The organism is Thauera sp. WB-2, assembly GCF_027594845.1.
Taxonomy (GTDB): Bacteria; Pseudomonadota; Gammaproteobacteria; order Burkholderiales; family Rhodocyclaceae; genus Thauera; species Thauera mechernichensis.
Map to the genome: position 1 here is coordinate 2,507,138 of NZ_CP088935.1, position 26,006 is coordinate 2,533,143.

The following is a 26,006-nucleotide window of genomic DNA, read 5'->3' on the forward strand; positions in this document are numbered from 1 at the left end:
CACCCTCAACAGGAGCTACACCATGCATTCCACTTTCCGCAAGTTCGCTGCCAGCCTCAGCCTCGTCGCCGGCGCCTCCCTCGCCCTGCCGGCGCTTGCCGCGCCGCAGACCTACGTGGTCGACGGCTCGCACACCTTCCCGCGCTTCTCCTACAGCCACTTCGGGCTATCGACCCAGATGAGCCGCTTCAACACCACCACCGGCACCGTGGTGCTCGACCAGGAAGCGCGCACCGGCTCGGTGGACATCGAAATCGACATGCGCTCGGTCGACACCGGCTTTGCGACCTTCAACGAGCACATCCAGGGCGAAGACTTCTTCCACACCGCGCAGTACCCGACCGCAACCTTCAAGTCGACGCGCGTGGTGTTCGAGGGCGACAAGCCGGTTGCAGTCGACGGCGAGCTCACCATCAAGGGCGTGACGCGCCCCGTCACCCTGAGCCTGAGCTCGTTTACCGCCATGCAGCACCCGATGGTGCCCAAGCAGGCCATCGGCGCCAATGCCAGCGTGACCGTGAAGCGCAGCGACTTCAACGCCGGCAAGTACGCCCCCCACGTCAGCGACGAGGTCACCATCGACATCGCCCTCGAGGCCATCGCCCCGTAAACGCAGCTGCCGAAGCGAGAACGCCCGCGGGCCGTCGTGGCCCGCGGGCGTTCTCGCGTTCGGTCTGCACACAGGCGCCATTGCCGGACGCCTGGGCGGCCAGGTCAGCCTCGGACGCGCTCGGTGATGAAGCGCTTGATCGCGTCGACGTCGGGCGCCATCACCTCGACACGCTGTGGCAACGCCTCGATGCCGGCAAGGTCGGCGGGACGCTCGGGCTCACGGCCGAGGGCCTCGACGATGGTCTCCGAGAACTTCACCGGCAGCGCCGTTTCCAGCACCAGCAGCGGCACACCGGCCGGCACCGCGCCGGCAAGCTCCCAAGCCACCTTCACGCCGTCGGCGGTGTGGGTGTCGATCATCACGCCATACTGCTCAAACACCTTGCGGATGGTCGCCAGGCGGTCGGCATGGCTGCTCGCACCGGAGAGGAAACCAAACTCGGCAATACGCGCGAATTCAGCCGAGGCCGACAGGTCGAAGGCACGGCCAGCATCGACCTCGGCCCACAGGGCGGCGACCTTCTGCGGGTCGCGACCAACCAGGTCGTAGACGAAGCGCTCGAAGTTGGACGCCTTGGAGATGTCCATCGACGGGCTCGAGGTGACATGGGTCTCGGCCGCCTTGCGCGGACGGTAGACGCCGGTGCGGAAGAACTCGTCGAGCACGTCGTTCTCGTTGGTCGCAAGCAGCAGCTTCGCGACCGGGAGCCCCATCTGGCGCGCGATGTGGCCAGCACAGATGTTGCCGAAATTGCCCGAGGGCACGCAGAACGCGACCTCCTGGTCGTTCGACGACGTGGCGGCGAAATAGCCCTTGAAGTAATAAACGACCTGGGCGGCGACGCGCGCCCAGTTGATCGAGTTGACCGCACCGATCTTGTGCCCGGCCTTGAAAGCGTGGTCGTTGGACACTGCCTTCACGATGTCCTGGGCATCGTCGAACATGCCGGTGACGGCGATGTTGAAGATGTTCTCGTCCTGCAGCGAATACATCTGCGCACGCTGGAAGGCACTCATCTTGCCGTGCGGCGACAGCATGAACACGCGCACGCCCTGCTTACCGCGCATCGCGTACTCGGCGGCAGAGCCGGTATCACCCGAGGTCGCGCCAAGGATATTGATGCTCTCGCCGCGCTTGGCCAGCACATACTCGAACAGGTTGCCGAGCAACTGCATCGCCATGTCCTTGAAGGCGAGCGTGGGGCCATTGGAGAGCTCGAGCAGGCCGAGCCGCCCAGGCTCGAGCCAATGCACGGGCGTGATGTCGGCGGCACGATCCCCCGCACGCGCATGGCAATACACCTCGGCCGTGTAGGTCTTCGCGCAGATCGCGCGCAGGTCGGCTGCAGGGATGTCGGTGATGAACTTCGACAGGATCTCGAAGGCCAGTTCCGCATAAGGCAGCGCACGCCAGGCGTCCAGCTCGGCACGCGTGACACGGGGGTAGGACTCGGGCAGGTAGAGCCCGCCATCGGGCGCCAGGCCCCCGAGCAGGATGTCGCAGAACTCGGGGTTCGTGGGCTGGCCGGCATGGCCACGGGTGGAGATGTACTTCACGACGCAATCCTTGAAGAAGGCACGGCCGGACGGAGATGCCCGGCTGGGCGAGGCGGAAAGGCGTGATTCTAACGAATCCGGGCCGGGCTTCGCAGGTCCGGGGCAGCAGACAGCGGCGCAATCTGCTGAAACGCCAAGTCCGTTGAGGCGTCAGGTGCGCCACCGCCCTCGCAAGCTCACGGCTGACGCCGCTCCCGCAGTGCGATTCCAGGCATGTGCGGACCGACGGTGGGGGCGCCTGATGCGCCCTTCTGGACGGAACCCGGACTCAATCGGTCTCCAGGCGGAAGCCCACCTTCAGCGTGACCTGGAAATGGGCGACCTTGCCGTCGACCACATGGCCGCGGGTCTCGATCACCTCGAACCAGTCGATGTGGCGGATCGTCCTTGCGGCGGTCTCGATCGCGTTTCGGATGGCATCGTCAGTCCCGGAGGTTGACGAGCCGACGAGTTCGACCATCTTGTAGACGTGGCTGGACATGGCTTTCTCCCTAGTGTTCGGGGTCGGTCGATCTCCCGGGCAGCGTAGCCGTTGGCGGCAACTCGGCGGCCTCGAAGCGGCGTACCGCAGCGCGGTATCCCCGCATGCCGAGCACGGCTATGATGATCAGGATGAGTGTGAAGGTGACGAGTTTGAATGCCATCGGGTGGACTCAAGGAATGTTGCCGAAGACCCGGGCTGCAGTCAGCAGGGACGCGCAAGGACAACTACAGTGTAGCTCGCAGCACACAGATCTGCCGCGAGGCCTTGGCAAGGCAGTCGACTTCTGCGCCAGGACTTCGCGCTCATCAGCGCGCCGCGCCGTTGCGCTCGAGCCAGTCAGCACGCTCGCGGCAACGCTCGGCCTTGTCCGGAGCAAGCCCGGGCGCAGCAGCGATCCGTCTGAGCACTTGCGGGTCGGGACGGTGGGCAAGCACGGCATCCCAGTAGTCCGCGAGCGTCAACGCGGGGCTGGGCCGCTCCTCGAGCTCGATGGTGTCGCCTGGCGCCAGTTCGCCCGGCGTGAGCACCGCGTAATACCAGCCCGTCACCCCGGCAGCCTCGACGAAGCGCGACGCCCCATCCACCTTGATGCGGCGGTCGATCTTCCAGCACGGCGCGCGCGGTTGCGAAACCTGCACACGCGCACTGCCCATGCGCAGGATGTCGCCGATGCACAGGTCGTGCTCGGTCAGTCCATGGGTACTGACGTTCTCGCCCAGCACGCCGGCGGCCAGCAGATCGGCGGCCTGCGGCCACTCCTGAGCCAGCACGGCATAGTGCTCGGCCGGGTAGTGGTGCAGGGCTTTCCACGGGCCGCCGTGATGGCGCAGGTCGGCTTGCTCATCGCCTTCGAGACCCGTCGCACCCAGGCGCAGCGGACGATCCACTGCCGTCTTGTAGATCCCTGTGGGCTCGCACTCGGGCAATAGCGGCCGCACACGGCCGATGAACAGTTGGTCGATCGTGGTCTTCATGGCTCCATCCCAAACCCATTCCCATACCGAGGTACGAGCTGCCCCACCCCAGATGTCAAAAGGCCGCGCCCCGAGGCACGGCCTTTTCTTCTGCAAGCACCGCGATCAGAGGCTCTCCATGCGCAGCTTGGTCACCTGTCCCTGTACCACCGGCAGCGCCTCGATGCGACCGATGGCTGCATTCGCGTCACGCTCAACGGTCTGATGGGTGAGCATGATGATGTCGGTGTGGCTCTCGCCCTCGGCCGCTTCCTTCTGGATCAGGGCCTCGATCGAGATGTCGCTGTCGGCGAGGATGCGGGTGATGTCGGCGAGCACGCCAGGCTTGTCCGCTACGCGCATGCGCAGGTAGTAGGAGGTGATGACCTCCTCGATCGGCAGTACCGGCAGCGCCTGCACCTGATCGGGCTGGAAAGCGAGGTGCGGTACGCGGTGCTCCGGGTCGGCCGTGTGCAGGCGGGTCACATCGACGAGGTCGGCGATGACCGCGGAAGCCGTCGGCTCGGCACCTGCGCCCTTGCCGTAATAGAGCGTCGCACCGACGGCATCTGCCTGTACCAGTACCGCGTTCATCGCGCCTTCGACGTTGGCGATCAGACGCTTGGCCGGGATCAGCGTCGGGTGCACGCGCAGTTCGACGCCGGTGTCGCGCTTGCGCGCAATGCCGAGCAGCTTGATGCGGTAGCCCAGCTGTTCGGCGTAGGCGATGTCCACCGCGTCGAGCTTGCTGATGCCTTCGACGTAGGCCTTGTCGAACTGCATCGGGATGCCGAAGGCAATCGCGCTCATGATCGTCGCCTTGTGGGCAGCGTCGACGCCTTCGATGTCGAAGGTCGGATCGGCCTCGGCGTAGCCGAGCGCCTGCGCCTCCTTGAGCACTTCGGCAAACGGCAGGCCCTTGTCCCGCATCTCGGACAGAATGAAGTTGGTCGTGCCGTTGATGATGCCGGCCAGCCACTCGATGCGATTGGCGGTAAGGCCCTCACGCAGCGCCTTGATGATCGGGATGCCCCCTGCCACCGCAGCCTCGAAGGCCACCATGACGCCCTTCTTCTGCGCTGCCGAAAAGATCTCGTTGCCATGCACCGCAAGCAGCGCCTTGTTGGCCGTGACCACATGCTTGCCGTTCTCGATGGCCTTCATGACCAGTTCGCGAGCGATGCCATAACCACCGATCAGTTCGACGACGATATCGATTTCCGGATTGGACACGACGGCGAAGGCGTCATCGGTAAGGGCGACTTCGCCCCCGGTCACGCTGCGCGCAAGCTCCAGGTTCTTGTCGGCCACCATGGTGATGCGGATCGGACGTCCGGCGCGGCGGCTGATCTCTTCCGCGTTGCGCTTCAGAACGGTGTAGGTACCGCCACCGACGGTGCCGATGCCGAGGAGGCCAACATTGATCGCTTTCATGCAGTGAGTTCCGTGATTCAGGGTGGGTTGAAATCGGGTGCCGGGGGCAAGGGTCGGGCGTACAGCCTCAGGTACCGTGGCGGCGGCGGTAGTGCTCCAGGAAGCGCGCGACACGGCCGATGGCGTCGCGCAGGTCGTCCTCGTGCGGCAGGAAGACGAGACGGAAGTGGTCGGGGTGGGGCCAGTTGAAGCCCGAGCCCTGGACGAGCAGCACGCGCTCCTCCTCGAGCAACTCGGCGATGAAGGCCTGATCGTCCTCGATCGGGTACACCTTGGGATCGAGCCTCGGGAACATGTACAGGGTGGCCTGCGGCTTGACGCAGCTCACGCCCGGAATCTGGTTGATCAGCGCCCACGCCAGGTCGCGCTGGCGGCGCATGCGCCCGCCCTCGGCGACCAGGTCGTCGATGCTCTGGTAGCCGCCAAGCGCGGTCTGGATGGCGTACTGCCCCGGCACGTTGGCGCACAGACGCATTGAGGCCAGCATGTTGAGACCTTCGATGTAATCCACGGCGCGGCGCTTGTCGCCGCACACCACCATCCAGCCGGCGCGGTAGCCGCAGGAACGGTAGTTCTTCGACAGGCCGTTGAAGATGATGGTCAGCACGTCCTCGGACAATGCAGCCATCGAGGTATGGGTGATACCGTCGTACAGGACCTTGTCGTAGACCTCGTCCGCGTACAGGATGAGGTCGTGCTCGCGGGCGAGCGCGACGATCTGCCGCAAGGTTTCTTCCGGGTACACGGCGCCGGTCGGGTTGTTCGGGTTGATGACCACGATCGCGCGCGTGTTAGGGGTGATCTTCGCGCGCATGTCCTCGATGTCGGGCAACCAGCCCTTGGACTCGTCGCACAGATAGTGCACCGGCTTGCCGCCGGACAGACTCACTGCCGCAGTCCACAGCGGGTAGTCGGGCGCCGGCACCAGCACCTCGTCACCCGCATCGAGCAAGGCGTTCATCGCCATCACGATGAGTTCGGAGACACCGTTGCCAATGTAGATATCCTCGATATCCACGCCCTTGATGCCCTTCTGCTGCGTGTAGTGCATCACCGCCTTGCGCGCCGAGAAGATCCCCTTCGAGTCCGAGTAGCCCGCCGCGTTGGGCAGGTTGCGGATCATGTCCATCTGGATCTCTTCGGGCGAATCGAAGCCGAACGCGGCAAGGTTGCCGATGTTGAGCTTGATGATCTTGTGGCCCTCGTCCTCCATCTGCTTCGCGCGCACCAGCACCGGTCCGCGGATGTCGTAGCAGACTTCGGCAAGCTTGGCAGACTTGCGGATCGGCCGCGCGCCGGCAGCGCCCGCCTCGGCCTTCACGGTCGGTTCGGAGGGGGGCGTCGCAAGCTCGAGGGTCTTCACCGCTTTCATCTTCGTCTGTCCTGGCAAGGAAATGGCGCAGGGCGGCCTGTCCGCCACTGCCAAAAGATTGTTATCTTAGCCCCGCTGCCGCACTGCGGCAATTTCGCCATGCAGGCGGGCGGCAGCCTCCCTGTGCAAACCTCCCGATGAGCCTGACATCAGCATGAAGCTCTACCTCGACAACCTCTCCAGCATCAACGTCATCAGCGGCTACGGCGAAGACCATGTGATGGTCGGCAAGGAACGCCACGAGGGCAACCTACTGCTCTCGGCCAATCGCATCGTCACCGGCTGGGCACCTGAGGCACGCGGCAGTCTGGAAGGCCTGCGTGCCGAAGACCTTGCAGAGGCCACCGGACTCGGGGCCGAAATCCTCATCGTCGGTACGGGCAAGCGCCAGCGCTTTCCGCAGCCGACCTTGCTGAGGCCGCTCATCGAAGCCCGCATCGGGTTCGAGTTCATGGACTTTGCGGCAGCCTGTCGCACCTACAACATCCTGGTTGGCGAAAGCCGCGCCGTCGCACTCGCCCTCATCTACGAGGGCTGATCGAGCCTACCCCGACTTGCGGTCGCACAACCGGCCCCGACACAGCCCGCGATTGCAGCCACCGCCGCCCATCGGCTACCCTGAGGCCGGCCGCAGAGGCCACGAAATGAGGCCACGAAATGCCGACCGCAGCAGGCGCTTGCACGCACACTGCGGCGAGTCGCGCATTCCTGGATCGTTGGGCCACCCCATCCACCACGACAGCAGGAGAAGGCATGAGCGAACGCCCCGCACCGGATTTCACGCTATCGGCAACCGGCAACCAGAGCATCACCCTGTCCGCGTTGCGCGGACGCAAGGTGGTGATCTACTTCTATCCCAAGGACAACACGCCGGGCTGCACCAACGAAACGCGTGATTTCGCCACCCTGCATGCCGCGTTCGCCGAGGCCTCCTGCGAGATCTTCGGCATCAGTCGCGACAGCCTGAAGAGCCACGAGAACTTCAAGGCCAAGCTGGCCCTGCCCTTCGAGCTGATCTCGGACCCCGACGAAGCAGCCTGCGAAGCATTTGGCGTGATGAAGCTCAAGAACATGTACGGCAAGCAGGTGCGCGGTATCGAACGCAGCACCTTCCTGATCGACAGCGCAGGCAACATCGCCCGCGAGTGGCGCGGGGTAAAGGTGGCGGGCCACGCCGAAGAGGTGCTTGCCGCAGCGCGTGGGCTCTGACCCCACCCTGCGCACGCGACGCAATCACACCCGAAGCCAACGCCTCCCTACCTCAGGCCCGACAAGATGCCCGCCACCCGCAAAGACTCGACCAATGACCAGCCCGCCGGCGCAGCCACCATCAAGCCCGCCGCCCCCCGACGCGCTACCCGCCGCAGCGCGCCCAAGGGCGTGAGCCGCAAGCTGTTCGTTCTCGATACCAACGTGCTGATGCACGATCCCACCAGCCTGTTCCGCTTCGAGGAGCACGACCTCTACGTGCCGATCATGACGCTGGAGGAACTCGACAACAACAAGAAGGGCACAACCGAACTCGCACGCAACACCCGCCAGGCCAGCCGTCTGCTCGACGAGATCGTCAGTGCGGCGCCGAACGGAATCGACGCTGGCATCGCCCTCGATCAAGCCTCGCGGGGGATGGCCACCGGTCGGCTTTACCTGCAGACCGAAGCCATCGATGTCCGCCTGCCTGCGGCCCTGCCCACCGCGCGCGGCGACAACCAGATTCTCGCAGTGGTGATGTACCTCGCGGACAAGCACCCTGGGCGCGAAGTCATCCTGGTGTCCAAAGACATCAACATGCGCATCAAGGCGCGTGCACTCGGCCTGGCAGCGCAGGACTACTTCAACGACAAGGTGCTCGAGGACAGCGACCTGCTGTACACCGGCATACGCGAGCTGCCCGCCGATTTCTGGGATACGCACGGCAAGGGCATGGAATCGTGGAAGGAAGAGGGACAGACCTACTACCGCATCAGCGGCCCGCTCGCTCCGGACATGCTGATCAACGAGTTCGTCTACCAGGATGGCGACAGCCCCCTGCAGGCCTGGGTACGCGAGAAGCGCGGCCGTAGCGTCGTACTCGAGACCCTGGTCGACTACGGCCACCAGAAGAACAACGTTTGGGGCATCACCGCGCGCAATCGCGAGCAGAACTTCGCCCTCAACCTGCTGATGAACCCCGACATCGACTTCGTGACACTGCTTGGCCAGGCAGGTACCGGCAAGACCTTGCTCACGCTCGCTGCGGGACTCACCCAGGTGCTGGAGAGCAAGCGCTACAGCGAAATCATCATGACGCGGGTGACCGTGCCCGTCGGCGAGGACATCGGCTTCCTGCCCGGCACGGAGGAAGAAAAGATGGCACCCTGGATGGGCGCTCTCGAGGACAACCTCGAAGTACTCAACGGCACGGCAGGTGAAGGCGGCGACTGGGGCCGTGCCGCCACCCGCGACCTGATCCGCAGCCGCATCAAGATCAAGAGCCTGAACTTCATGCGTGGGCGGACCTTCCTCAACAAGTACCTCATCATCGACGAGGCGCAGAACCTCACGCCCAAGCAGATGAAGACCCTCATCACCCGCGCCGGCCCCGGCACCAAGGTGATCTGCATGGGCAACATCGCGCAAATCGATACGCCCTACCTCACGGAAGGTTCTTCGGGCCTGACCTTCGTCGTCGACCGCTTCAAGGGCTGGGAGCACTCGGGGCATATCACCCTTCAGCGCGGCGAGCGTTCGCGCCTGGCCGACCACGCGGCAGAGGTGCTCTGAGCGCGCGCAAGAACGCAAGAGCCTGTTCATAAACGGGCTTTTGCGTGCAATAAGGCGGTCTGGCGGGCGCGGCCGTATAATCGCGCCACTTCACCGACGACAAGCCCGTCATGACCGCAACCGCCGCCGCCCTCCTGCAGGGGGCCAGCACCGATTTCCTGCGCAATCACTCGCCCTTCAATCGCATGGAGCCCGAGGCGCTCTCCTTCCTGGCAGAGCGTGCAGTCCTCGGTTTTCATCCTCGCGGCAGCGAGATCCTGACCCCAGAAATGGGGGTGCCCGCGCATTTCTACATCGTGCAGCGGGGCAAGGTCCAGGCCCGCCAGACAGGCGCGGCCGTCGTCACGGAGTATGCCAGCCTGGCAATCGGCCCTGGCGAGTGCTTCCCGATCGGCGCCATTTCAGCGCGCAGGCCATCGACCAATGCCTACGTCGCGAGCGAAGACAGCTTCTGCTTCCGGATCGCGGCGGACGACTTCCTGCAGCTCATGCAGATGAGCCCGGCCTTCCACCTCTTTTGCACCCAGTACATCGCGAGCCTGCTCAACCAATCGCGCCAGCAGCTGCAGACCACGTTCACCCAGCGCGCAGCCGAACAGCAGACGATGACCACCTCGCTGGGCAAGCTCATCAAGCAATCCCCCTTCGCGGTGAGTGCCGAGAGCACGACGCGTGAAGCCCTCGAGCGCATGAACGAGCTCCAGCTCGGCTGCGTTGTCGTGGTCGACAGCGAGCGCCATCCGGTCGGCGTGCTGACCCAGAGCGACCTGCTTCCTCGCGTCATCCTCGCCGCTTTCGATCTCGATCGCCCGATCGGCGAAGTCATGACAGCCAACCCGCACCAGCTCGGAGCCAGCGCCTCGGCCTACGATGCCGCGCTCGAGATGGCAACCCATGGGGTGCGTCACCTGCTCGTCGTGGATGCCGAGGGGCGTCTCGAAGGTGTGGTGTCCGAGCGCGATCTGTTCTCCCTGCAACGCATCAGCCTGCGCCAGATCCGCGCCGGCATCGAGAGCGCCGCCGATATCGAGGCGCTGCAGCGTGCAAGCAAGGACATCCGCCAGCTGGCGCTGAACCTCATCGCACAGGGCATCGGTGCCGAACAGCTCACCCAGTTCATTTCGGCACTGAACGACGCCCTCACCCGCAGAATCATCGAGCTGGCGCTGGCACAACACGACCTCGCAGGCATCGACTTCAGCTGGGTCGCCTTTGGTTCGGAAGGCCGCCACGAGCAGACACTATCCACAGACCAGGACAACGGCATCATCTGGCGCGCACCCGAGATGGCCAATGGCGAACAGGTCAAGAAGCGTCTGCTCGCCTTTGCAGGCGTGGTGAACAGCCATCTTGCCGCCTGCGGTTTCCCGCTCTGCAAGGGCAACATCATGGCAAGCAATCCGGAGCTGTGCCTTACGCTCGAGGAGTGGAAAGCGCGCTTCGGGTCCTGGATCCGCGAACCCGACCCCCAGGCCCTGCTCAACGCCTCGATCTTCTTCGACTTCCGCGTCTTGTATGGCAGCGAGCGCCCGGCAAGCCAGCTGCGCACCTGGCTGAACAAGACCGTCAAGGGCAACTCCACCTTCCTGCGCATGATGGCGGTCAATGCCCTGCAAGTCATGCCCCCGCTCGGCCGAATCCGCGACTTCGTGCTTGAGGACGACGGCAGTATCGATCTCAAGAAATCCGGCGCCCGCCTTTTCGTCGACGTCGCTCGCATCCTTGCCCTGCGCACCGGGGTCGATTCGAGCAGCACGGTTCAGCGCCTGCGCCAGGCGGCGGCGCGGATGGGGGTACCGGCCGAGGAGGTGTCCGCCATCATCGACGGCTTCAACTTCATACAGTTGCTGCGCCTGCGCTCGCAGCACCTCGAGACCGAACACGACGCGCCAGGCGACAACCGGGTGAATCCCGACTCTCTCAACGAGCTCGATCGCCGCATTCTCAAGGAAGCCTTCCGCCAGGCGAGAAAACTCCAGCTGCGCCTGAAACTGGATTACCAACTATGACTGGCTGGCTCTCCCGGCTCATACCCTCGCGCAGCGGCCCACAGCCTCTGAGCGCGCGCGCCGCCGCCACCATGGAACAGTGGCAGTCCCTGCCCGACGTCGATCTTGCGCGCGCGCATTACGAGACGCGCTACACCGTGGTCAACACCGAGGCCACGGGGCTGGACCTGGAACGTGACCGCTTGCTCGCTGTGGGGGGCATCGCCGTAGACTGCGGCCTCATCCACCTCGACGCGGCCTGCTATGAGAAGCTCGATCCTGTTCCGGCGGAGGCCCTGAGCGCCCTGCTCGGCCTCGCCGGCAAAGGGCCCCTGATCGTATTCAACGCGCCCTTCAACCGCGGCATGATCGAGCAAGCCCTGTTGCAGCACCTGGGCCTGAGTCATGCCTTTACCTGGATCGATCTCTACCTTTTGATGCCGGCGCTGTTTCCAGAGCGCTTCGAACGCCCCGTCCGCCTCGCCGAATGGATGGCGAGCTTCGGTATCGAGACCTTCCAGCGCCATCACGCGCTGGGCGACGCCTGGGCGATAGCGCAGCTATTCCTCGCTGCGGAAGCACGCGCCCTGTCGATGGGCCTGAGCACCGCACCCGCGCTCGTTGAACAAGAGCGCGCATACCAGCAGCGTCTCAAGATCTGAGCCTGCCCAGGGGCCGCTCAACTGCGGCGACAGCACGCAACTCGCGAGCCCGCCAGGTACGACAGGACCACAACGCAGCCCGCAACGCCGGTCGGGGCTCCATCGGCATCCCGTCGGTCTCGGGTGCTGCATCGAACAGCTTGCTGTGACACGTCTCGACCTCTCCGGTTCCTCGACCTAGGGTTTACCTATTTACAAGCGCCATTCGCATGCGTATATTCCGTCGAATGTTTTTGCGCCGACTCACTCTCACTCTTGTCGCGGCCCTTGCGCTTGCGCCCTTGGCCGCCCACACGGCCGAGCGGCCTGTCGCAACCGCCACCCAAGCGCAACGGTCGGCGCTGGAAGAATATGCGAGCACTGCCGAACAGCTCGTCGATGAAGCGTTGTCTTACCTGGGCATCCGCTATCGCCGTGGTGGCACTTCACCAGAAACGGGACTGGACTGCAGCGGGCTCGTGCTCAACGTGTTCCGGAATGCGATCGGACTCGACCTGCCCCGCACGGCACGCGAAATGGCCAATCTGGGTGACAAGGTCAGCCGCCAGGAATTGAAGCCCGGCGATCTGGTGTTCTTCAATACCATGCGCCGCACCTTCTCCCACGTGGGCATCTACCTCGGCGACGGCAAGTTCGTCCATGCGCCTTCGACAGGCGGCAAGGTGAGGGTCGAGAGCATCGCCACTCGCTATTGGGCGCAACGCTTCAACGGTGCCCGCCGCCTGGTGGACGACGACGCCACCACCGACTTCATGCCTTCGCTCTCGGCGATGCGCTGATACCCCTCCTGCTACACACAACGTTCGATGCCCCGCTCCGATGCGGGGCATCGAACGTTTACAGCCCGGGTGATGCCAGCTGCGCTCAGTGCGTCTTGCGACATGCCCCCTTTGCGTGCGCCGGACACTGCTGACAGCGCTCATCGAACCGCTTGCCCAGGGCTTGCTGCAGGGCGCAGGTCGATCGCCGGCAGCACACGAACATCACGCCCTCCCGCGTTGCCGCCTCACGGAAGCGCTGCATCACGTTATGACCGAGGAAATCAGTGAAGAGGATCACCATGCCGATCCCGCTCGGCAGAGACGCCGATCGCCTTTGATGGCTGGTATCGCGACCACTGACATGGCTCGCGATGCGAATACCGTAGCGGTCGAGTACATCAGGTATGTTTCCGAGACGATCGGCGCCCACCAGCAGTGCATCCATGACATTTCCTTGTTGCGAATGATTCGCAACAATAGTGCACGCAATGAGACCAATTTGCAACTGCGAATCTTTATCGTTATTATCCGCTCACCCATAACAACCCTCAGGGGCCCTCGAGCATCATGAAGAAAGTCGTCCTCGCCTCCCTTCTTTCCGCCCTCGGCCTGGCTGCAACGGCTCACGCGGCCGAACTCAACATCTACTCGGCCCGCCACTACCAGACGGACGAGCAACTGTATGGCAACTTCACCAAGCAGACCGGCATCAAGATCAACCGCATCGAGGCCAAGGAAGACGAACTGCTCGAGCGCATCCGCACCGAAGGCGCCAACAGCCCGGCAGACATCTTCATCACCGTCGACGCTTCTCGCCTTGGCAAGGCCGATGAGATGGGCATCTTCGCGCCGGTGAAGTCGGCCGAGATCGAGGCTCGCGTCCCGGCCCACCTGCGTGCCGACAACTGGGTGTCCTACTCCACTCGCGCGCGCATCATCGTGTTCAACCCGACGATGGTGAAGGAAGAGCAGGTCAAGACCTACGAGCAGCTCGCCGACCCCGCCCTCAAGGGCCAGGTGTGCACGCGTTCGGGCAGCCACCCCTACAACCTGTCGCTCGGCGCGGCCATGATCAAGCACAACGGCGCCGAAGCGACCGAGAACTGGGCCAAGGGCATCGTCGCCAATTTCGCTCGCGCTCCGAAGGGTGGCGATACCGATCAGATCCGCGCGGTAGCGGCGGGCGAATGCGGCGTCGCCATTGCCAACAGCTACTACCTCGCGCGTCTGATGAACTCGACGAAGCCCGAAGACCAGGCCGCGGTTGCCAACATCAAGGCCGTATGGCCCAACCAGGACAGCTGGGGTACGCACATCAACGTGTCGGGCGCCGGCATGCTCAAGAACGCGCCCAACAAGGAAGCAGCGGTCAAGTTCCTGGAATACCTGGCCTCCGACGAAGCCCAGGCCTACTTTGCCAACGGCAACAACGAGTGGCCGGTGGTGACGACGTTCAAGATCGACAATGCCGCGCTCAACACGCTCGGCGAGTTCAAGGCCGACACTTTGCCGATCGGCGAGCTGGCTGCAACCGTTGCCGAAGCACAGCGCATCTTCGACCGCGCTGGCTACCGCTGAGCCCGATGGCCCGTCGCCGCATGCGACGGGAGCCCATCAACCCGGGCTGACCGACACGGCCCCGCCTTCGAAAGACGGCGGGGCCGTGTCACGTTCACGCGCCAGGACGGCGCGATTGCGCCCACCATGCTTTGCTGCATAGAGCGCCTCATCGGCACGCGAATACGCCTCGTCATGGGCCTGGTCAGCCTCATGCAGCATCGCCACCCCCACACTGACCGTGAATGACAGCGGCTGGCCGTCGACCATTGCCGGGCTCGCGGCTACCACGCGGCAAAGCCGCTCCGCCACCCGCATCGCGCCGAGCGCATCAATGCAGGGCAGCAGGACGGCAAACTCCTCCCCCCCCATGCGCGCGAACACATCGGCCTCGCGCAGCTGCACGTCGACCACGTTAACGAAGTGCCGCAGGACGATATCGCCCGCTGCATGGCCGTGAGTGTCGTTGACCCGCTTGAAGTGGTCGAGGTCGAGCAGAAGCAGCGCGGCCTGCGATTGGCCACGACGGACGCGACCAAGCTCTCCGCGCATCATCTCGGTGAAGTGGCGCCGATTCCACAACCCCGTCAGCGGGTCGCTCGTCGCCAACTGCAGCAAGCTCTCCTCCATCGTCTTGCGCTGCGATATGTCCTGATGGATCCCGACCACGCGCGCTGCTGCACCTTGCTCGTCACGATCGAGCACGCGCCCGGCAGCCATCACCCACACCCAGTGGCCGTCTTGATGGCGGATGCGATACTCCACCCGGTAGCTCTCGGTCGCACCTCCAAGGTGGGGCTCGAGCGCAGCGCGGATGTCACCCCAGTCTTCGGGATGTACGCGCTCCTCCCAGGCCGACACGTGCGCCGGGAGCTCGTCCGCACGGAAACCGATCATCTCGCACCAGGTGGGGCTGAACACGCAGCGCCCGCTGCGCAGGTCCCAGTCCCATACGCCCAGCCCGGCGCTCTCCACGGCAAGCATCACACGCTGCTCGCGCTCGGCGATCTGCTCTCGCATCTTGCGGCGCTCGGTGAAATCGCGACTGATGCGGATCTCGCCAAGGGTGACGCCATTCTCGTCACGATAAGGCGTGCGCAGGGTGTCAAGCAGGCGAAGTCCGCCATCGACCGTCTCCAGCCATTCCTCGTGATGCTCGGGGGTACTGACCACACCTCCGTCAGCCCCCGCTCCGTCGAGATTGCCCGCAGCACGCATGGCCGTCTCCTCGCGCAGGCCGACGAGATCGCACTCGCGCACGCCATAAGCCTTTGCGTACGCCTTGTTGCAGCCCAGGTAGCGCCCCTGCGGATCCTTGAAGGCAATCAGGTCCGGCACCGAATCGATCAAGGCACGCAGCAGCGCCTGCTCACGCCTGAGCGCCTGCTGAGGTTCACGCACGCCGGACACGAACACGGCGCGGTAGATCATGGCGTAGGCTGCGAACTTGTAGAGATGCCCAGCCACATTGAAGAGGTCGCTCACATCGACGTACAGGGTGAAATACAGCTCAGCGAGCGCGAGTACCCAGGCAGCGGCGGCCAGCCATCGAGCAGAGGCATCCCGATCGCGCAGCGCCCGTTGCCAAAGCATCAGGGCGGCCAGCACATAGAGCGCCGCAAGAACGTACTCGGCGCCGACCTTGAAGGGGGTGACCCCTTCACCGGGGATGAAGCTGACCGGGAGCCAGTCCTGATGCCACAGCACGACCCACATCGTCAGCAGCGCAATGCCGAGCGCGGCAGCCGTCACCCCGTCCGCACATGCAGGTGGCCAGCGCCGTTCGGGCAGCAGTGCAAACACAAGCAAGCCAACCACCAACAGCAGGCGCGCTGCAAGCCAGAACTGTATGGCCTTGTCGGCCCCGCTTGGGGTAACGAACACAGGCATGCCTGCGTATGACAAGGTGTGGGCAAAGTCGATCAGACCGACGCCCAGGAACACTGCCCCCAGCCAGACCAGACGTCCGCCCCGCGTGGTGTGGCGCAGATTCCAGCCGAGCGCGAACACCATGGCCGCCACCGCGATCGAGAAGAACTCGAGCGCCGTATGCAATGCGAGATAGTGCTCCGGGTCCGAGAACAGCCTGCCTGGCGGCATGAAGCCGCTGAGGATGAACACGACACCGAGCACGATCGACCAACTGACGGGTTTGCTGACGGACTTGATCGACACGGGACGCTCGTATGCGAGAACTGAGTGCGGTTTAGCTACCCGGATTATCTCCCACCGTGCCCATGGCATGGGACCACGTAAGACCCACTTTCCACCGCCATTTCCGCACTCACGGCTTCCAGCACCGCAACCGCTGCGCAAGCGCGCTGCTAACGCCGTCGGGCGGCCAGGATCTGCCTCGAGATCACGATCATCGGCAACAAGCCCACCGCAACGATGATCAGCGCCGCAGTCGAAGCTTCCGCAAGCCGTTCGTCTGCGGCCAGCGTATGCGCCTGAGTTGCCAGCGTATCGAAGTTGAAGGGGCGTATCACCAGTGTGGCGGGCAGCTCCTTCATCACGTCGACGAAGACCAGCAGGCCGGCCGTGAGCAGGCTGCCCCTGAGCATCGGCACATGCACGCGGGCCAGCGTCGCCCACTTGCCATAGCCCAGACTGCGCGACGCGTCGTCCATGCTCGGCGTGATCTTGCCCAGACTCGAATCGACCGTCTGCAAGGCAACCGCCAGGAAACGCGCAAGGTAGGCATACACAAGCGCGGCGATGCCGCCGGTGAGGATGAGTCCGGGGTTGCTGCCCGAGACCGCCGTCCACACCTGCGCCAGCCAGTTGTCGAGGCGAGTCAGCGGGATCAGCACCCCCACCGCGATCACCGAGCCTGGCACCGCATAGCCCATGCCGACGACACGGTTGAGCGCCTGCGGCAGACGCGATCGCGCCAGCCGCGCGGCATAGGCCAGCAATACGGCAAGCAGCACCGCAATGACGGCTGTGACCGAGGCAAGCACGAAGCTGTTGCGCGCGAGCTGAACGAAGCGCGGTCCGAACTGGGCATCACCCTCCGCGAACGCCATCTGCAGCAGCAGCCCTGCGGGCAGCAGGAAGCCGAGCAGCAGGGGCATGAAGCACGCGAATGCGGCAAGCAGCCCGGGCAGCAAGGCGAGGCGATGCCGCACCGGCAGCTTGCTCTGACGCGAAGTGTTGTTGAAACGCGCCCGGCCGCGTGAGATGCGCTCGAGCGTGAGGACGAGGATCACGAAGGCAAGCAGGGCCGCCGACAGTTGCGCAGCGGCAATGCGGTCACCAAGCGAGAACCAGGCCCGATAGATCCCGGTGGTGAAGGTCTGTACGCCGAAATAGGAGACCGTGCCGAAGTCGGCCAGCGTCTCCATCAAGGCCAGCGCCGTACCGGCGACAACCGCCGGACGCGCCAGCGGCAGAGACACGCGAAAGAAAGAGCCCCAGGGGCCGAGCCCGAGCGAGCGCCCGGCCTCGAGCATGCCCCCGGCACGCTCCAGAAAAGCCGCGCGTGCAATCATGTATACGTAGGGATAGAGCACGAACATGAACATCGCAACTGCACCACCCACCGTGCGCACGTCCGGAAACCAGTAGTCTCCGCGCCGCCAGCCGAAGGTCTCGCGCAGGAAGCTCTGCACCGGGCCGACGAACTGCAGGAAATCGGTGTACACGTACGCCATCACATACGCAGGCATCGCCAAGGGCAGCACCAGCGCCCACTCGAAGAAGCGGCGCCCCGGGAAGTCCAGCATCGTGGTGAGCCACGCCGTGGTCACGCCGATCGAAGCCACGCCCAAGCCGACGCCGACACAGAGAATGACCGTATTGACAACGAACTCGCCCAGTACGGTGTCGGCCAGGTGCCCCCAGGTATCGCTGGTACCGCCGATGAAGACGTTGGAGAACACCGACAGCACGGGCGCCGCGATGAGCGTCGCAATCAGCACCGCACTCAGGGTCAGTGTCGACCACTCCAGGCGCGCGGCGCCCTGCCCTCCCATTCCGTTCATTCCGTATCCATTGTTGTGGGGCGCCGAGGATCGAGCACGCCCGCTTGTCGGGGCAAATTATAATTGATCGCATTTGGAACGCCCCGGTGCAATAATCGCCCGTACAAAAAATCTCGGCAGCCGTAAAAGCCATGTCACATCTGCAACTCGACGACATTGATCTCGCCTTCGGCAAGCACTCGGTCGTGCGCAAGCTGTCGCTTCGCCTTGAAAAAGGCAGTATCGGCTGCCTGCTGGGCCCCTCCGGCTGCGGCAAGACCACGGTCCTGCGCTGCATTGCAGGGTTCGAACGCCTGGCCGGCGGTCAGATCCTGCTCGACGGCAACATCGTCAGCACGCCCGAGCACAGCCTTGCCCCCGAGCGCAGGCGCATCGGCATGGTGTTCCAGGACTACGCCCTCTTCCCCCACCTGTCGGTCGCTGACAACATCGCCTTCGGACTGCGCGGCGAGAACGCTGCGAGCCGTCGTGAGCGCGTTACGGAACTGCTCGGACTGGTCGGTCTGGCCGAGCACGGCACCAAGTATCCACACGAGATTTCGGGCGGACAGCAGCAACGTGTAGCGCTCGCGCGTGCACTCGCACCACGCCCGAGCCTGCTGCTGCTCGATGAGCCGTTCTCGAACCTGGACGTCGAACTGCGCGAGCGCCTGTCCTACGAAGTCCGCGACATCATCAAGGCCACCAACACCACGGCCATCCTGGTCACGCATGACCAGCACGAAGCCTTCGCTGTTGCCGACGAGATCGGCATCATGCACGAAGGACGCATCCAGCAGTGGGACACGCCTTACAACCTTTATCACAAGCCGGTTAACCGTTTCGTCGCGGACTTCATCGGCCAGGGCGTATTCCTGCGTGGCCGCGTTCTGAATGACCGCCAGGTGCGCGTCGAACTCGGCATCCTCAACAGCGCGCTGCCGCTTGTTTGCGGAGAGGACTGCGGTGGCTGCGCACACGGCAGCGACGTCGACGTGCTGCTGCGCCCGGACGACATCGTCCATGACGACGACAGTCCGCTCAAGGCCGAAGTCGTGCACAAGGCCTTCCGAGGCGCCGACATCCTGTACACCCTGCGCCTCGGCAGTGGCGCACGCGTGCTTTCATTGGTGCAGAGCCATCACAACCATGCCATTGGCGAACACATCGGCATACGCCTCGGCGTCGATCACGTGGTGACCTTTCAGGACGAAAGCACGGGCTTGAACATGGTCGCCCACCCACTCGCCTTGACGGCATGATCCCCTGGCTGGACGCGCCCACCTTTCCACCGCTCGAGCGCGCCCTCGCTGAACCGAATGGCTTGCTCGCCGCCGGCGGCGCCCTTTCACCCGAGTGGCTCCTGGCCGCATACCGCCGGGGCGTATTCCCGTGGTTCAGCGCAGGAGAACCCATCCTGTGGTGGAGTCCGGACCCCCGGCTCGTCCTCATCCCCGAGCGCGTGCACATCAGCCACTCGCTGCGCAAGGTGCTGCGCAGGCGCCGTTTCGAGGTCAGGCTGGACACCGCCTTCGCCGCCGTGATGCAGGCCTGCGCCGCACCCCGTGCGAACGCCTCCGGGACCTGGATCACCGCCGAGATGCAGGGCGCCTACCTGCACATGCATGAACTGGGTTACGCGCACAGTGTCGAATGCTGGCGAGACGGAAGGCTGGTGGGCGGGCTTTACGGAATTGCACTTGGAAGGGTGTTTTACGGCGAGTCGATGTTTGCACACGAGACAGATGCGTCCAAGGTGGCGCTCGCGCATCTTTGCCGGCTGCTCGGCTTACGTGCTTATGGCATGATCGACTGCCAGATGACGACACCGCACCTACTTTCGATGGGGGCTTGCGAACTGCCACGAAAGGTCTTCTCCGCTGCTCTCGAACGCTGGACCGCCGAGGGCCCCTCACCCCAACGCTGGGCGGCAGACGCCGCTTCCGACTTCGACTGGACCTGAACCGAACGCTCACTCGGCAGATCACGCGATGCAGCAGGACTACCCCTACGCCCTGATCCAGTTCTACGCCACGGCGCCCTACGCCTGCTCCTACCTGAGCGATCGCAGCGCGCGTTCACAGGTAGCAACGCCCGGTCATCTGATCGACCCTCAGGTCTATAGCGAACTCGTGCGTCGTGGCTTTCGCCGCAGCGGCGTATTCACCTACCGCCCCTACTGCGACCATTGTCGCGCCTGCGTTCCTGTTCGCATTGTCGCCTCGGGCTTCCACCCCAGCCGCAGCCAACGCCGCGCCTGGAAGCAGCACGCCGGCCTGCGCGCAAGCGAGCATGCGCTGGAGTTCCGCGAAGAGCACTACCTGCTCTATCAGCGCTATCAGGCCGCTCGGCATTGCGGCGGCGGCATGGACCTGGACAATCGCGAGCAGTACAGCCACTTCCTGCTGCAAAGCCATGTCGACACCCGGCTCGTGGAATTCCGCGACGGCGACACCCTGCGCATGGTGAGCATCATCGACCGACTGGCAGACGGGCTGTCCAGCGTCTACACCTTCTACGAGCCTGACCTGCCACGTGGCGCTCTGGGCACCTACGGCATCCTTTGGCAGATCGAGGCCTGCCGCCGGCTCGATCTCGCCCATGTCTATCTCGGCTACTGGATCGCGCAAAGCCCGAAGATGGCCTACAAGTCCCGCTTTGCCGCGCTCGAGATCCTTCAGGAAGGCGAGTGGCGCCCCTTCAGGGCGGACGTCTGAGACGAATACGCTGAGGTGGCGACCCGGCGCGCGGTGCACCTCGCCGCGACCCGCACGAATCGCTACAATCGTGCGATGCTCTACGATCTCGCTCGCCCGCTGCTGTTTTCGCTCGACGCCGAAAACGCCCACGAATTCGCTCTCCACGCCCTGCACTACGCCGGCAAGCTGCTGCCGGCCGGAACACCCGAACCGGCAACACCGGTCGAGGTCATGGGCTTGAGCTTTCCGAACCGAATCGGTCTCGCTGCAGGTCTCGACAAGAACGGCGAGGCCATCGACGGCTTGGCACGCATGGGATTCGGCTTCATCGAGATCGGCACCGTCACACCGCGTGCGCAACCCGGCAATCCGCGCCCGCGCATGTTTCGCCTGCCCGAGGCCCGCGCCATCATCAACCGCATGGGTTTCAACAACCATGGCGTCGATGCGCTGCTGGCGCACGTGCGGTCGGCACGCTACCAGGGCATCCTGGGCATCAATATCGGCAAGAACTTCGACACGCCAATCGAACAAGCCGTCGACGATTACCTTGCATGCCTGCAGAAGGTGTACGCGCTGGCGAGCTACGTCACCGTGAACATCTCCTCACCGAACACGAAGAATCTGCGCCAACTGCAAGGCGAGTCCGAACTCGATGAGTTGCTCGGGCGCCTCAAGCAGGCCCAGACACGGCTCGCCGACAGCCATGGCCGCTACGTGCCGCTGACACTCAAGATCGCACCCGATCTCGATGACGCCCAGGTGACGAACATCGCCGATGCGCTTCGACGTCACCGTATCGACGGCGTGATTGCCACCAATACGACGATCGCGCGTGACAAGGTCGAAGGCATGCGTCACGGCAACGAACAGGGCGGACTATCCGGCGCACCGGTCTTTGAGGCCTCCACTGCCGTAGTGCGCAAGCTCGCTGCAACGCTGGGCGGCGAGTTGCCCATCATTGCCGCCGGCGGCGTCCTCGACGGTGCCGGCGCACGCGCCAAGCTCGACGCTGGGGCAAGCCTCGTCCAGCTCTACAGCGGCCTCATCTACCGCGGGCCAGGACTGGTCCGCGAATGCGTTCGGGCCACCGACACAAACATGGCCTGATCACTGCAAGCGGCCACCTCGCGGCAACACTCCGCACCATCGCATACCACCCAACAAGGAGATTTCCGATGCGCCATCGTCGTCAGTTCATCCTGTCCGCTGCCGCGCTCGCGGTCGCCGCATCTCTTCCGCTCAGCGCTGCCGCCGAGGCGCCCGCCAAGATCGGCTTCGTCTATGTGAGCCCGATCGGCGATGCCGGCTGGACATACCAGCACGACGAGGGACGCAAGGAAATGGAGGCAGCCCTTGGCAACAAGATCGAGACACGCTACGTCGAGAGCGTGGCGGAAGGTGCCGACGCCGAACGCGTGATACGCGAGTTTGCAGCGAGCGGCAGCAAGATCGTGTTCGCCACCAGCTTCGGCTACATGAACTATGTCGAGCGCGTGGCGCGCCAGTTCCCCAATGTCACTTTCCTGCATGCCACGGGCTACAAGTCAGCGAAGAACTTCGCACCGTACAACGCCCGCTTCTACGAGGGCCGCTACCTCAATGGCGTGATCGCCGGCAAGATGACCAAGTCCAAGGTGCTGGGCTACGTCGGCGCCTTCCCCATTCCCGAGGTACTGCAGGGTATCAACGCCTTCACGATGGGCGCGCGCAGCGTCAACCCGGACATCGAAGTCCGCGTCATCTGGGCCAACAGCTGGTACGACCCGGGCAAGGAACGCGAAGCCGCGATGACACTGATCTCCCAGGGTGCGGACGTGGTTACCCATCACACCGACTCGACCGCCACCGTGCAGGCCGCGGAAGAACGCGGCGTATACGCCTTCGGTTACCACTCGGACATGTCCAAGTACGGCCCCAAGGCACAACTCACCGCCACCACCCATCACTGGGGCGAGTTCTACACGCGCACCGTGAACGACGTGCTTGCCGGCACCTGGAAGCCGGAGAGCGTCTGGGGCGGCATCAAGGACGGCATGATCAAACTCGCCCCGATGAACCCCGCAGTGCCGGAGGACGTGCAGGCCATGGTCCGCGACCTGGAAGGGCGCATCCGCGACGGCAGCTTCCACCCCTTCACCGGCCCAGTGGTCGACCAGGCGGGAACGGAACGCCTCGCCGCTGGCGCAGTAATGGACGATGCCACGCTCGGGCGCATGGACTATTTCGTCCAGGGCGTCTCGTCGCGCCTGCCCAGCTCGCGCTGATCGCCAAGGCGGCCCTGGACAGCCCTGGGCCGCCGGCACTCAAGGCGACCGTCGATCCGCCGTCGCCTCATCGTCAGCCGGCACACCGTGGCCCAGGCACGCCGCCAACGCGGTCGCGATACCGTCAGCCATGCGTGCCTGACGCTGCGGATCCTGCAGCAGCAACTCCTCATCCCGGTTCTTCAGCACGCCGGCCTCGAACAGCACGGCCGGCATGCGCGCGTGGCGCAACACGGCCAGCCCATCGAAATAGTGCACGGCATGCTCGAAGTCCACGTACTCACGCCGGCGGCCATTCTTGTGCGTAGGCTCGAAGCCCATGCGCTGCAGGCGCGCACCTATCACCCGCGCGCACAATATGCTCATCGCGGTGTCCGGATTGTCGCGTGACACGAACAGCGAGTGGCCTGCAAAGTCGTCGTTGTAGTCGAGGGCCCTGCCCGCCCATTGCCAGGGCCTCAGTTCGAATGCATTGACCGAGTCGTGGTGGATGGACACCAGCAAACGCGCCCCCTCGGCGGCACGAGGGCGTGCCTGCAGACTCTCGATACGGCCGTCGGCGTTGATCAGCCTGGCCTCCATGCCCCGTGCGGAAAGGACATCGACGAGCGCACGCGCCAGGTCGAGATTGAATTCGAACTCGCTTCGCCCGCGCGCACTGATGGCCCCTGGCGCCACCAGCGTGTGCCCGACATCCACCGCAATCCAGCCCTCACCGCTTACCGCAGCAGGTAAGGCCAGCACGGCCGCAGCGCCCACCGCCAACAGGCCGCGGCGCACATCTGCCAAATCTCGCCACATCGTATCGACACTCCAGTGTTGCCTGACATCCGCAGGTCATGCCCCGTGAATGCCAGGACCTCGTTCCCGCACCGCCGCAAGGCACGCTGCGGGCCGCGCCGACGCGCCTTCCGGGCAATCTTGATTCAAATCATGGAGGCCCGGGGACGCCGATCCGACAATTCGGCCACCATCGGTTCATCCCTGTTCCGGTGCAACCCCTGAACCACCCAGCCAACCTGACACCAATCCAGACAAAACGAGACTAGCGATGAGGAGTACTCCATGAGCGGTATCTTCACAAAATCCATGGCGCGGAACATCTTCTACGGGGGAACGGTGTTCTTCTTCCTCCTGTTCCTGGCGCTCACCTTCGACACCGAACGCGAACTGCCGAATCGCGACAACCGGCAAAACCTCACCCCCGAAGTCGCCGCCGGCAAGCACATCTGGGAAACGCGCAACTGTCTGGGCTGCCACACCCTGCTGGGTGAAGGCGCCTACTTCGCTCCGGAACTCGGCAACGTCTATACCCGCCGCGGACCGGAGTTCATCAAGGCGTGGATGATGTCCCAGCCCACGGGCGCCCCGGGTCGTCGCCAGATGCCGAACTTCCACCTCACCGATGAAGAGCTCGACCAGCTCGTGGCGTTCTTCAAGTACACAGCTGGCATCAACACTGCCAACTGGCCGCCCAACATCGAAGGTTGACCGGAAACCTGGAGACCACAAGGGGATCACACATGCAATACAAATCACAAGCGGTCGCCATGCCCTACTTCATAGCGGCGATCGGGCTATTCGTGGGGCAAATCATCTTCGGCCTGATCCTGGGCATGCAGTATGTCGTCGGCGACTTCCTGTTCCCGGAAATCCCGTTCAACGTCGCCCGGATGGTGCACACCAACCTGCTGATCGTGTGGCTGCTGTTTGGCTTCATGGGCGCAGCCTACTACCTCATCCCTGAGGAAACCGAGACCGAACTGTACAGCCCGAAGCTGGCGCTGATCCTGTTCTGGGTCTTCCTCGTCGCCGGTGCGGCCACCATCCTCGGCTACCTGCTGGTGGATTACGCCACGCTCGCATCGATGACCGGCAACGACCTCCTCGCCACCATGGGCCGCGAGTTCCTCGAGCAGCCCCTGCTGACGAAGATCGGCATCGTTGTCGTCGCGCTCGCGTTCCTGTTCAACGTCACCATGACCGTGCTCAAGGGCCGCAAGACCGTCATCAGCATCGTGCTGCTGCTCGGCCTGTGGGGCCTGGCGATCTTCTTCCTGTTCGCCTTCTACAACCCGGTCAACCTCGTCCGCGACAAGTTCTACTGGTGGTGGGTTGTGCACCTTTGGGTGGAAGGCGTGTGGGAACTGATCATGGCTGCGATGCTCGCCTTCGTGCTGATCAAGGTGACCGGCGTCGACCGCGAAGTGATCGAGAAGTGGCTGTACGTGATCATCACCCTGGCGCTTTGCACCGGCATCATCGGCACCGGCCACCACTACTTCTGGATCGGTACGCCGGAGTACTGGCAGTGGTGGGGCTCGATCTTCTCCGCACTGGAGCCGATCCCGTTCTTCGCCATGACCGTGTTCGCCTTCAACATGGTGAACCGCCGCCGCCGCGAGCACCCGAACAAGGCTGCCGTGCTGTGGGCACTGGGTACCGGCGTGATGGCCTTCCTCGGCGCCGGCGTGTGGGGCTTCCTGCACACTCTGGCTCCGGTGAACTACTTCACCCACGGCTCGCAAATCACCGCTGCACACGGTCACATGGCCTTCTACGGAGCGTACGTGATGGTCGTCATCACCATCATCAGCTACGCGATGCCGATCCTGCGCGGCCGTGCCGCCAACAGCGAGAAGGCTCAGGTCGTAGAGATGTGGTCGTTCTGGCTGATGACGATCGCCATGGTCTTCATCACCCTGTTCCTGACCGCCGCCGGCATCCTGCAGGTCTGGCTGCAGCGCATCTCCGATACGCCCATGTCCTTCATGGCGACCCAGGACCAGCTCATGCTGTTCTACTGGATGCGTGAATGGGCAGGTGTGATGTTCTTCATCGGTCTGCTGACCTATCTCGCCAGCTTCTTCATCAAGGGCGAAGCGAAGACAGCGAAGGCCTGATGAGCAAGGGTGTCTCTCTGTAGTACCTC

Annotated in this window: 25 protein-coding genes; 15 read left to right on the forward strand and 10 right to left on the reverse strand. The window is 64.2% G+C overall.

From position 1 onward, the window contains the following. Positions 1-22: 22 nt before the first annotated feature. The gene (locus tag LQF09_RS11530; RefSeq protein ID WP_002935627.1) at positions 23-610 is read left to right on the forward strand and encodes a YceI family protein; all 588 of its coding nucleotides are present in this window, start codon (positions 23-25) and stop codon (positions 608-610) included. A 104-nt stretch (positions 611-714) separates the two neighbouring features. Here the strand turns inward: LQF09_RS11530 and thrC are convergent, their stop codons facing one another. From thrC to LQF09_RS11560, 6 genes are all read right to left on the reverse strand, one after another. Further along, the gene (gene thrC, locus LQF09_RS11535) at positions 715-2,169 is read right to left on the reverse strand and encodes a threonine synthase (protein WP_002927113.1); all 1,455 of its coding nucleotides are present in this window, start codon (positions 2,167-2,169) and stop codon (positions 715-717) included. Between the two features lie 268 nt (positions 2,170-2,437). After that, complete coding sequence (locus tag LQF09_RS11540; protein WP_002935625.1) at positions 2,438-2,650, reverse strand: dodecin; 213 nt, start codon at positions 2,648-2,650, stop codon at positions 2,438-2,440. Positions 2,651-2,660: 10 nt separating this feature from the next. Further along, positions 2,661-2,813, reverse strand: a complete 153-nt coding sequence (locus LQF09_RS11545; protein ID WP_002927115.1) for a hypothetical protein — start codon at positions 2,811-2,813, stop codon at positions 2,661-2,663. Between the two features lie 145 nt (positions 2,814-2,958). Then, entirely contained in the window at positions 2,959-3,627 is a 669-nt protein-coding gene (locus LQF09_RS11550) for an MOSC domain-containing protein (RefSeq protein ID WP_002927116.1), read from the reverse strand. Between the two features lie 105 nt (positions 3,628-3,732). Next, a complete protein-coding gene (locus LQF09_RS11555; RefSeq protein ID WP_002935623.1) occupies positions 3,733-5,040 on the reverse strand; it encodes a homoserine dehydrogenase in 1,308 nt (435 codons plus the stop codon). A gap of 67 nt (positions 5,041-5,107) precedes the next feature. Then, positions 5,108-6,412, reverse strand: a complete 1,305-nt coding sequence (locus tag LQF09_RS11560) for a pyridoxal phosphate-dependent aminotransferase (RefSeq protein ID WP_270068013.1) — start codon at positions 6,410-6,412, stop codon at positions 5,108-5,110. 154 nt (positions 6,413-6,566) lie between these two features. On the opposite strand from LQF09_RS11560, the gene LQF09_RS11565 reads away from it, so the two are divergent. From LQF09_RS11565 to LQF09_RS11590, 6 genes are all read left to right on the forward strand, one after another. Beyond that, positions 6,567-6,950, forward strand: coding sequence for an Mth938-like domain-containing protein (locus LQF09_RS11565; protein ID WP_002927121.1), 384 nt, complete (start codon positions 6,567-6,569; stop codon positions 6,948-6,950). A gap of 215 nt (positions 6,951-7,165) precedes the next feature. Further along, entirely contained in the window at positions 7,166-7,621 is a 456-nt protein-coding gene (locus tag LQF09_RS11570; RefSeq protein ID WP_002927123.1) for a peroxiredoxin, read from the forward strand. 66 nt (positions 7,622-7,687) lie between these two features. Next, on the forward strand, positions 7,688-9,175 hold the full coding sequence (locus tag LQF09_RS11575; RefSeq protein WP_270068014.1) for a PhoH family protein: 1,488 nt from the start codon (positions 7,688-7,690) through the stop codon (positions 9,173-9,175). Positions 9,176-9,285: 110 nt separating this feature from the next. Beyond that, positions 9,286-11,184 (forward strand): DUF294 nucleotidyltransferase-like domain-containing protein, encoded by a 1,899-nt coding sequence (locus LQF09_RS11580; protein WP_270068015.1) that lies wholly within the window; start codon positions 9,286-9,288, stop codon positions 11,182-11,184. Then, the gene (locus LQF09_RS11585; protein ID WP_002927131.1) at positions 11,181-11,825 is read left to right on the forward strand and encodes a 3'-5' exonuclease; all 645 of its coding nucleotides are present in this window, start codon (positions 11,181-11,183) and stop codon (positions 11,823-11,825) included. Before LQF09_RS11580 ends, LQF09_RS11585 begins: the two co-directional genes overlap by 4 nt. A 227-nt stretch (positions 11,826-12,052) precedes the next feature. Then, a complete protein-coding gene (locus LQF09_RS11590; protein WP_002927133.1) occupies positions 12,053-12,604 on the forward strand; it encodes a C40 family peptidase in 552 nt (183 codons plus the stop codon). 85 nt (positions 12,605-12,689) lie between these two features. On the opposite strand, the gene LQF09_RS11595 is transcribed toward LQF09_RS11590, so the two are convergent. Continuing rightward, the gene (locus LQF09_RS11595; RefSeq protein WP_002927134.1) at positions 12,690-13,031 is read right to left on the reverse strand and encodes a DUF2325 domain-containing protein; all 342 of its coding nucleotides are present in this window, start codon (positions 13,029-13,031) and stop codon (positions 12,690-12,692) included. A gap of 122 nt (positions 13,032-13,153) precedes the next feature. Between LQF09_RS11595 and LQF09_RS11600 the strand changes: the two genes are divergently transcribed. Next, positions 13,154-14,164: a Fe(3+) ABC transporter substrate-binding protein gene (locus LQF09_RS11600; protein ID WP_002927143.1), complete on the forward strand. Its 1,011-nt coding sequence runs from the start codon at positions 13,154-13,156 to the stop codon at positions 14,162-14,164. 36 nt (positions 14,165-14,200) lie between these two features. Here the strand turns inward: LQF09_RS11600 and LQF09_RS11605 are convergent, their stop codons facing one another. Then, a complete protein-coding gene (locus LQF09_RS11605; protein ID WP_002927147.1) occupies positions 14,201-16,318 on the reverse strand; it encodes a sensor domain-containing diguanylate cyclase in 2,118 nt (705 codons plus the stop codon). 149 nt (positions 16,319-16,467) lie between these two features. Beyond that, positions 16,468-18,120 carry an ABC transporter permease gene (locus LQF09_RS11610; protein WP_002935615.1) on the reverse strand — a complete coding sequence of 551 codons (1,653 nt, stop codon included), beginning with the start codon at positions 18,118-18,120 and terminating at the stop codon, positions 16,468-16,470. A gap of 140 nt (positions 18,121-18,260) precedes the next feature. On the opposite strand from LQF09_RS11610, the gene LQF09_RS11615 reads away from it, so the two are divergent. The 5 genes from LQF09_RS11615 (at position 18,261) to LQF09_RS11635 (ending at position 23,074) form a co-directional block, all read left to right on the forward strand. Then, complete coding sequence (locus tag LQF09_RS11615) at positions 18,261-19,370, forward strand: ABC transporter ATP-binding protein (protein ID WP_002927149.1); 1,110 nt, start codon at positions 18,261-18,263, stop codon at positions 19,368-19,370. Then, complete coding sequence (aat, locus tag LQF09_RS11620; protein WP_002927150.1) at positions 19,367-20,071, forward strand: leucyl/phenylalanyl-tRNA--protein transferase; 705 nt, start codon at positions 19,367-19,369, stop codon at positions 20,069-20,071. The genes LQF09_RS11615 and aat overlap by 4 nt, the downstream gene beginning before the upstream one ends. A gap of 28 nt (positions 20,072-20,099) precedes the next feature. After that, positions 20,100-20,825, forward strand: a complete 726-nt coding sequence (locus tag LQF09_RS11625; protein ID WP_002927151.1) for an arginyltransferase — start codon at positions 20,100-20,102, stop codon at positions 20,823-20,825. Between the two features lie 75 nt (positions 20,826-20,900). Beyond that, positions 20,901-21,917, forward strand: coding sequence for a quinone-dependent dihydroorotate dehydrogenase (locus LQF09_RS11630; RefSeq protein WP_037982151.1), 1,017 nt, complete (start codon positions 20,901-20,903; stop codon positions 21,915-21,917). Positions 21,918-21,985: 68 nt separating this feature from the next. Beyond that, on the forward strand, positions 21,986-23,074 hold the full coding sequence (locus LQF09_RS11635; protein WP_002927158.1) for a BMP family ABC transporter substrate-binding protein: 1,089 nt from the start codon (positions 21,986-21,988) through the stop codon (positions 23,072-23,074). 39 nt (positions 23,075-23,113) lie between these two features. Here LQF09_RS11635 and LQF09_RS11640 read toward each other — a convergent pair whose 3' ends face one another. Further along, positions 23,114-23,875, reverse strand: a complete 762-nt coding sequence (locus LQF09_RS11640) for an N-acetylmuramoyl-L-alanine amidase family protein (RefSeq protein ID WP_270068016.1) — start codon at positions 23,873-23,875, stop codon at positions 23,114-23,116. Positions 23,876-24,139: 264 nt separating this feature from the next. Between LQF09_RS11640 and LQF09_RS11645 the strand changes: the two genes are divergently transcribed. Both LQF09_RS11645 and LQF09_RS11650 read left to right on the forward strand, forming a co-directional pair. After that, on the forward strand, positions 24,140-24,565 hold the full coding sequence (locus LQF09_RS11645; RefSeq protein ID WP_002935609.1) for a c-type cytochrome: 426 nt from the start codon (positions 24,140-24,142) through the stop codon (positions 24,563-24,565). A 32-nt stretch (positions 24,566-24,597) separates the two neighbouring features. Continuing rightward, positions 24,598-25,977 (forward strand): cbb3-type cytochrome c oxidase subunit I, encoded by a 1,380-nt coding sequence (locus tag LQF09_RS11650; RefSeq protein WP_002935607.1) that lies wholly within the window; start codon positions 24,598-24,600, stop codon positions 25,975-25,977. Positions 25,978-26,006: the final 29 nt, after the last annotated feature.

Excerpts from the sequence above, each read along its gene's own strand:
- aat (WP_002927150.1), top strand. The coding sequence starts at position 19,367 with ATGATCCCCTGGCTGGACGCGCCCACCTTTCCACCGCTCGAGCGCGCC.
- LQF09_RS11580 (WP_270068015.1), top strand. The coding sequence starts at position 9,286 with ATGACCGCAACCGCCGCCGCCCTCCTGCAGGGGGCCAGCACCGATTTC.
- LQF09_RS11635 (WP_002927158.1), top strand. The coding sequence starts at position 21,986 with ATGCGCCATCGTCGTCAGTTCATCCTGTCCGCTGCCGCGCTCGCGGTC.
- LQF09_RS11600 (WP_002927143.1), top strand. The coding sequence starts at position 13,154 with ATGAAGAAAGTCGTCCTCGCCTCCCTTCTTTCCGCCCTCGGCCTGGCT.
- LQF09_RS11650 (WP_002935607.1), top strand. The coding sequence starts at position 24,598 with ATGCAATACAAATCACAAGCGGTCGCCATGCCCTACTTCATAGCGGCG.
- LQF09_RS11625 (WP_002927151.1), top strand. The coding sequence starts at position 20,100 with ATGCAGCAGGACTACCCCTACGCCCTGATCCAGTTCTACGCCACGGCG.
- LQF09_RS11610 (WP_002935615.1), bottom strand. The coding sequence starts at position 18,120 with ATGGGAGGGCAGGGCGCCGCGCGCCTGGAGTGGTCGACACTGACCCTG.
- LQF09_RS11645 (WP_002935609.1), top strand. The coding sequence starts at position 24,140 with ATGAGCGGTATCTTCACAAAATCCATGGCGCGGAACATCTTCTACGGG.
- LQF09_RS11530 (WP_002935627.1), top strand. The coding sequence starts at position 23 with ATGCATTCCACTTTCCGCAAGTTCGCTGCCAGCCTCAGCCTCGTCGCC.
- LQF09_RS11595 (WP_002927134.1), bottom strand. The coding sequence starts at position 13,031 with ATGGATGCACTGCTGGTGGGCGCCGATCGTCTCGGAAACATACCTGAT.
- LQF09_RS11570 (WP_002927123.1), top strand. The coding sequence starts at position 7,166 with ATGAGCGAACGCCCCGCACCGGATTTCACGCTATCGGCAACCGGCAAC.
- LQF09_RS11540 (WP_002935625.1), bottom strand. The coding sequence starts at position 2,650 with ATGTCCAGCCACGTCTACAAGATGGTCGAACTCGTCGGCTCGTCAACC.
- LQF09_RS11585 (WP_002927131.1), top strand. The coding sequence starts at position 11,181 with ATGACTGGCTGGCTCTCCCGGCTCATACCCTCGCGCAGCGGCCCACAG.
- LQF09_RS11615 (WP_002927149.1), top strand. The coding sequence starts at position 18,261 with ATGTCACATCTGCAACTCGACGACATTGATCTCGCCTTCGGCAAGCAC.
- LQF09_RS11630 (WP_037982151.1), top strand. The coding sequence starts at position 20,901 with ATGCTCTACGATCTCGCTCGCCCGCTGCTGTTTTCGCTCGACGCCGAA.
- LQF09_RS11550 (WP_002927116.1), bottom strand. The coding sequence starts at position 3,627 with ATGAAGACCACGATCGACCAACTGTTCATCGGCCGTGTGCGGCCGCTA.
- LQF09_RS11545 (WP_002927115.1), bottom strand. The coding sequence starts at position 2,813 with ATGGCATTCAAACTCGTCACCTTCACACTCATCCTGATCATCATAGCC.
- LQF09_RS11560 (WP_270068013.1), bottom strand. The coding sequence starts at position 6,412 with ATGAAAGCGGTGAAGACCCTCGAGCTTGCGACGCCCCCCTCCGAACCG.
- LQF09_RS11565 (WP_002927121.1), top strand. The coding sequence starts at position 6,567 with ATGAAGCTCTACCTCGACAACCTCTCCAGCATCAACGTCATCAGCGGC.
- LQF09_RS11640 (WP_270068016.1), bottom strand. The coding sequence starts at position 23,875 with ATGTGGCGAGATTTGGCAGATGTGCGCCGCGGCCTGTTGGCGGTGGGC.
- LQF09_RS11555 (WP_002935623.1), bottom strand. The coding sequence starts at position 5,040 with ATGAAAGCGATCAATGTTGGCCTCCTCGGCATCGGCACCGTCGGTGGC.
- LQF09_RS11590 (WP_002927133.1), top strand. The coding sequence starts at position 12,053 with ATGTTTTTGCGCCGACTCACTCTCACTCTTGTCGCGGCCCTTGCGCTT.
- LQF09_RS11575 (WP_270068014.1), top strand. The coding sequence starts at position 7,688 with ATGCCCGCCACCCGCAAAGACTCGACCAATGACCAGCCCGCCGGCGCA.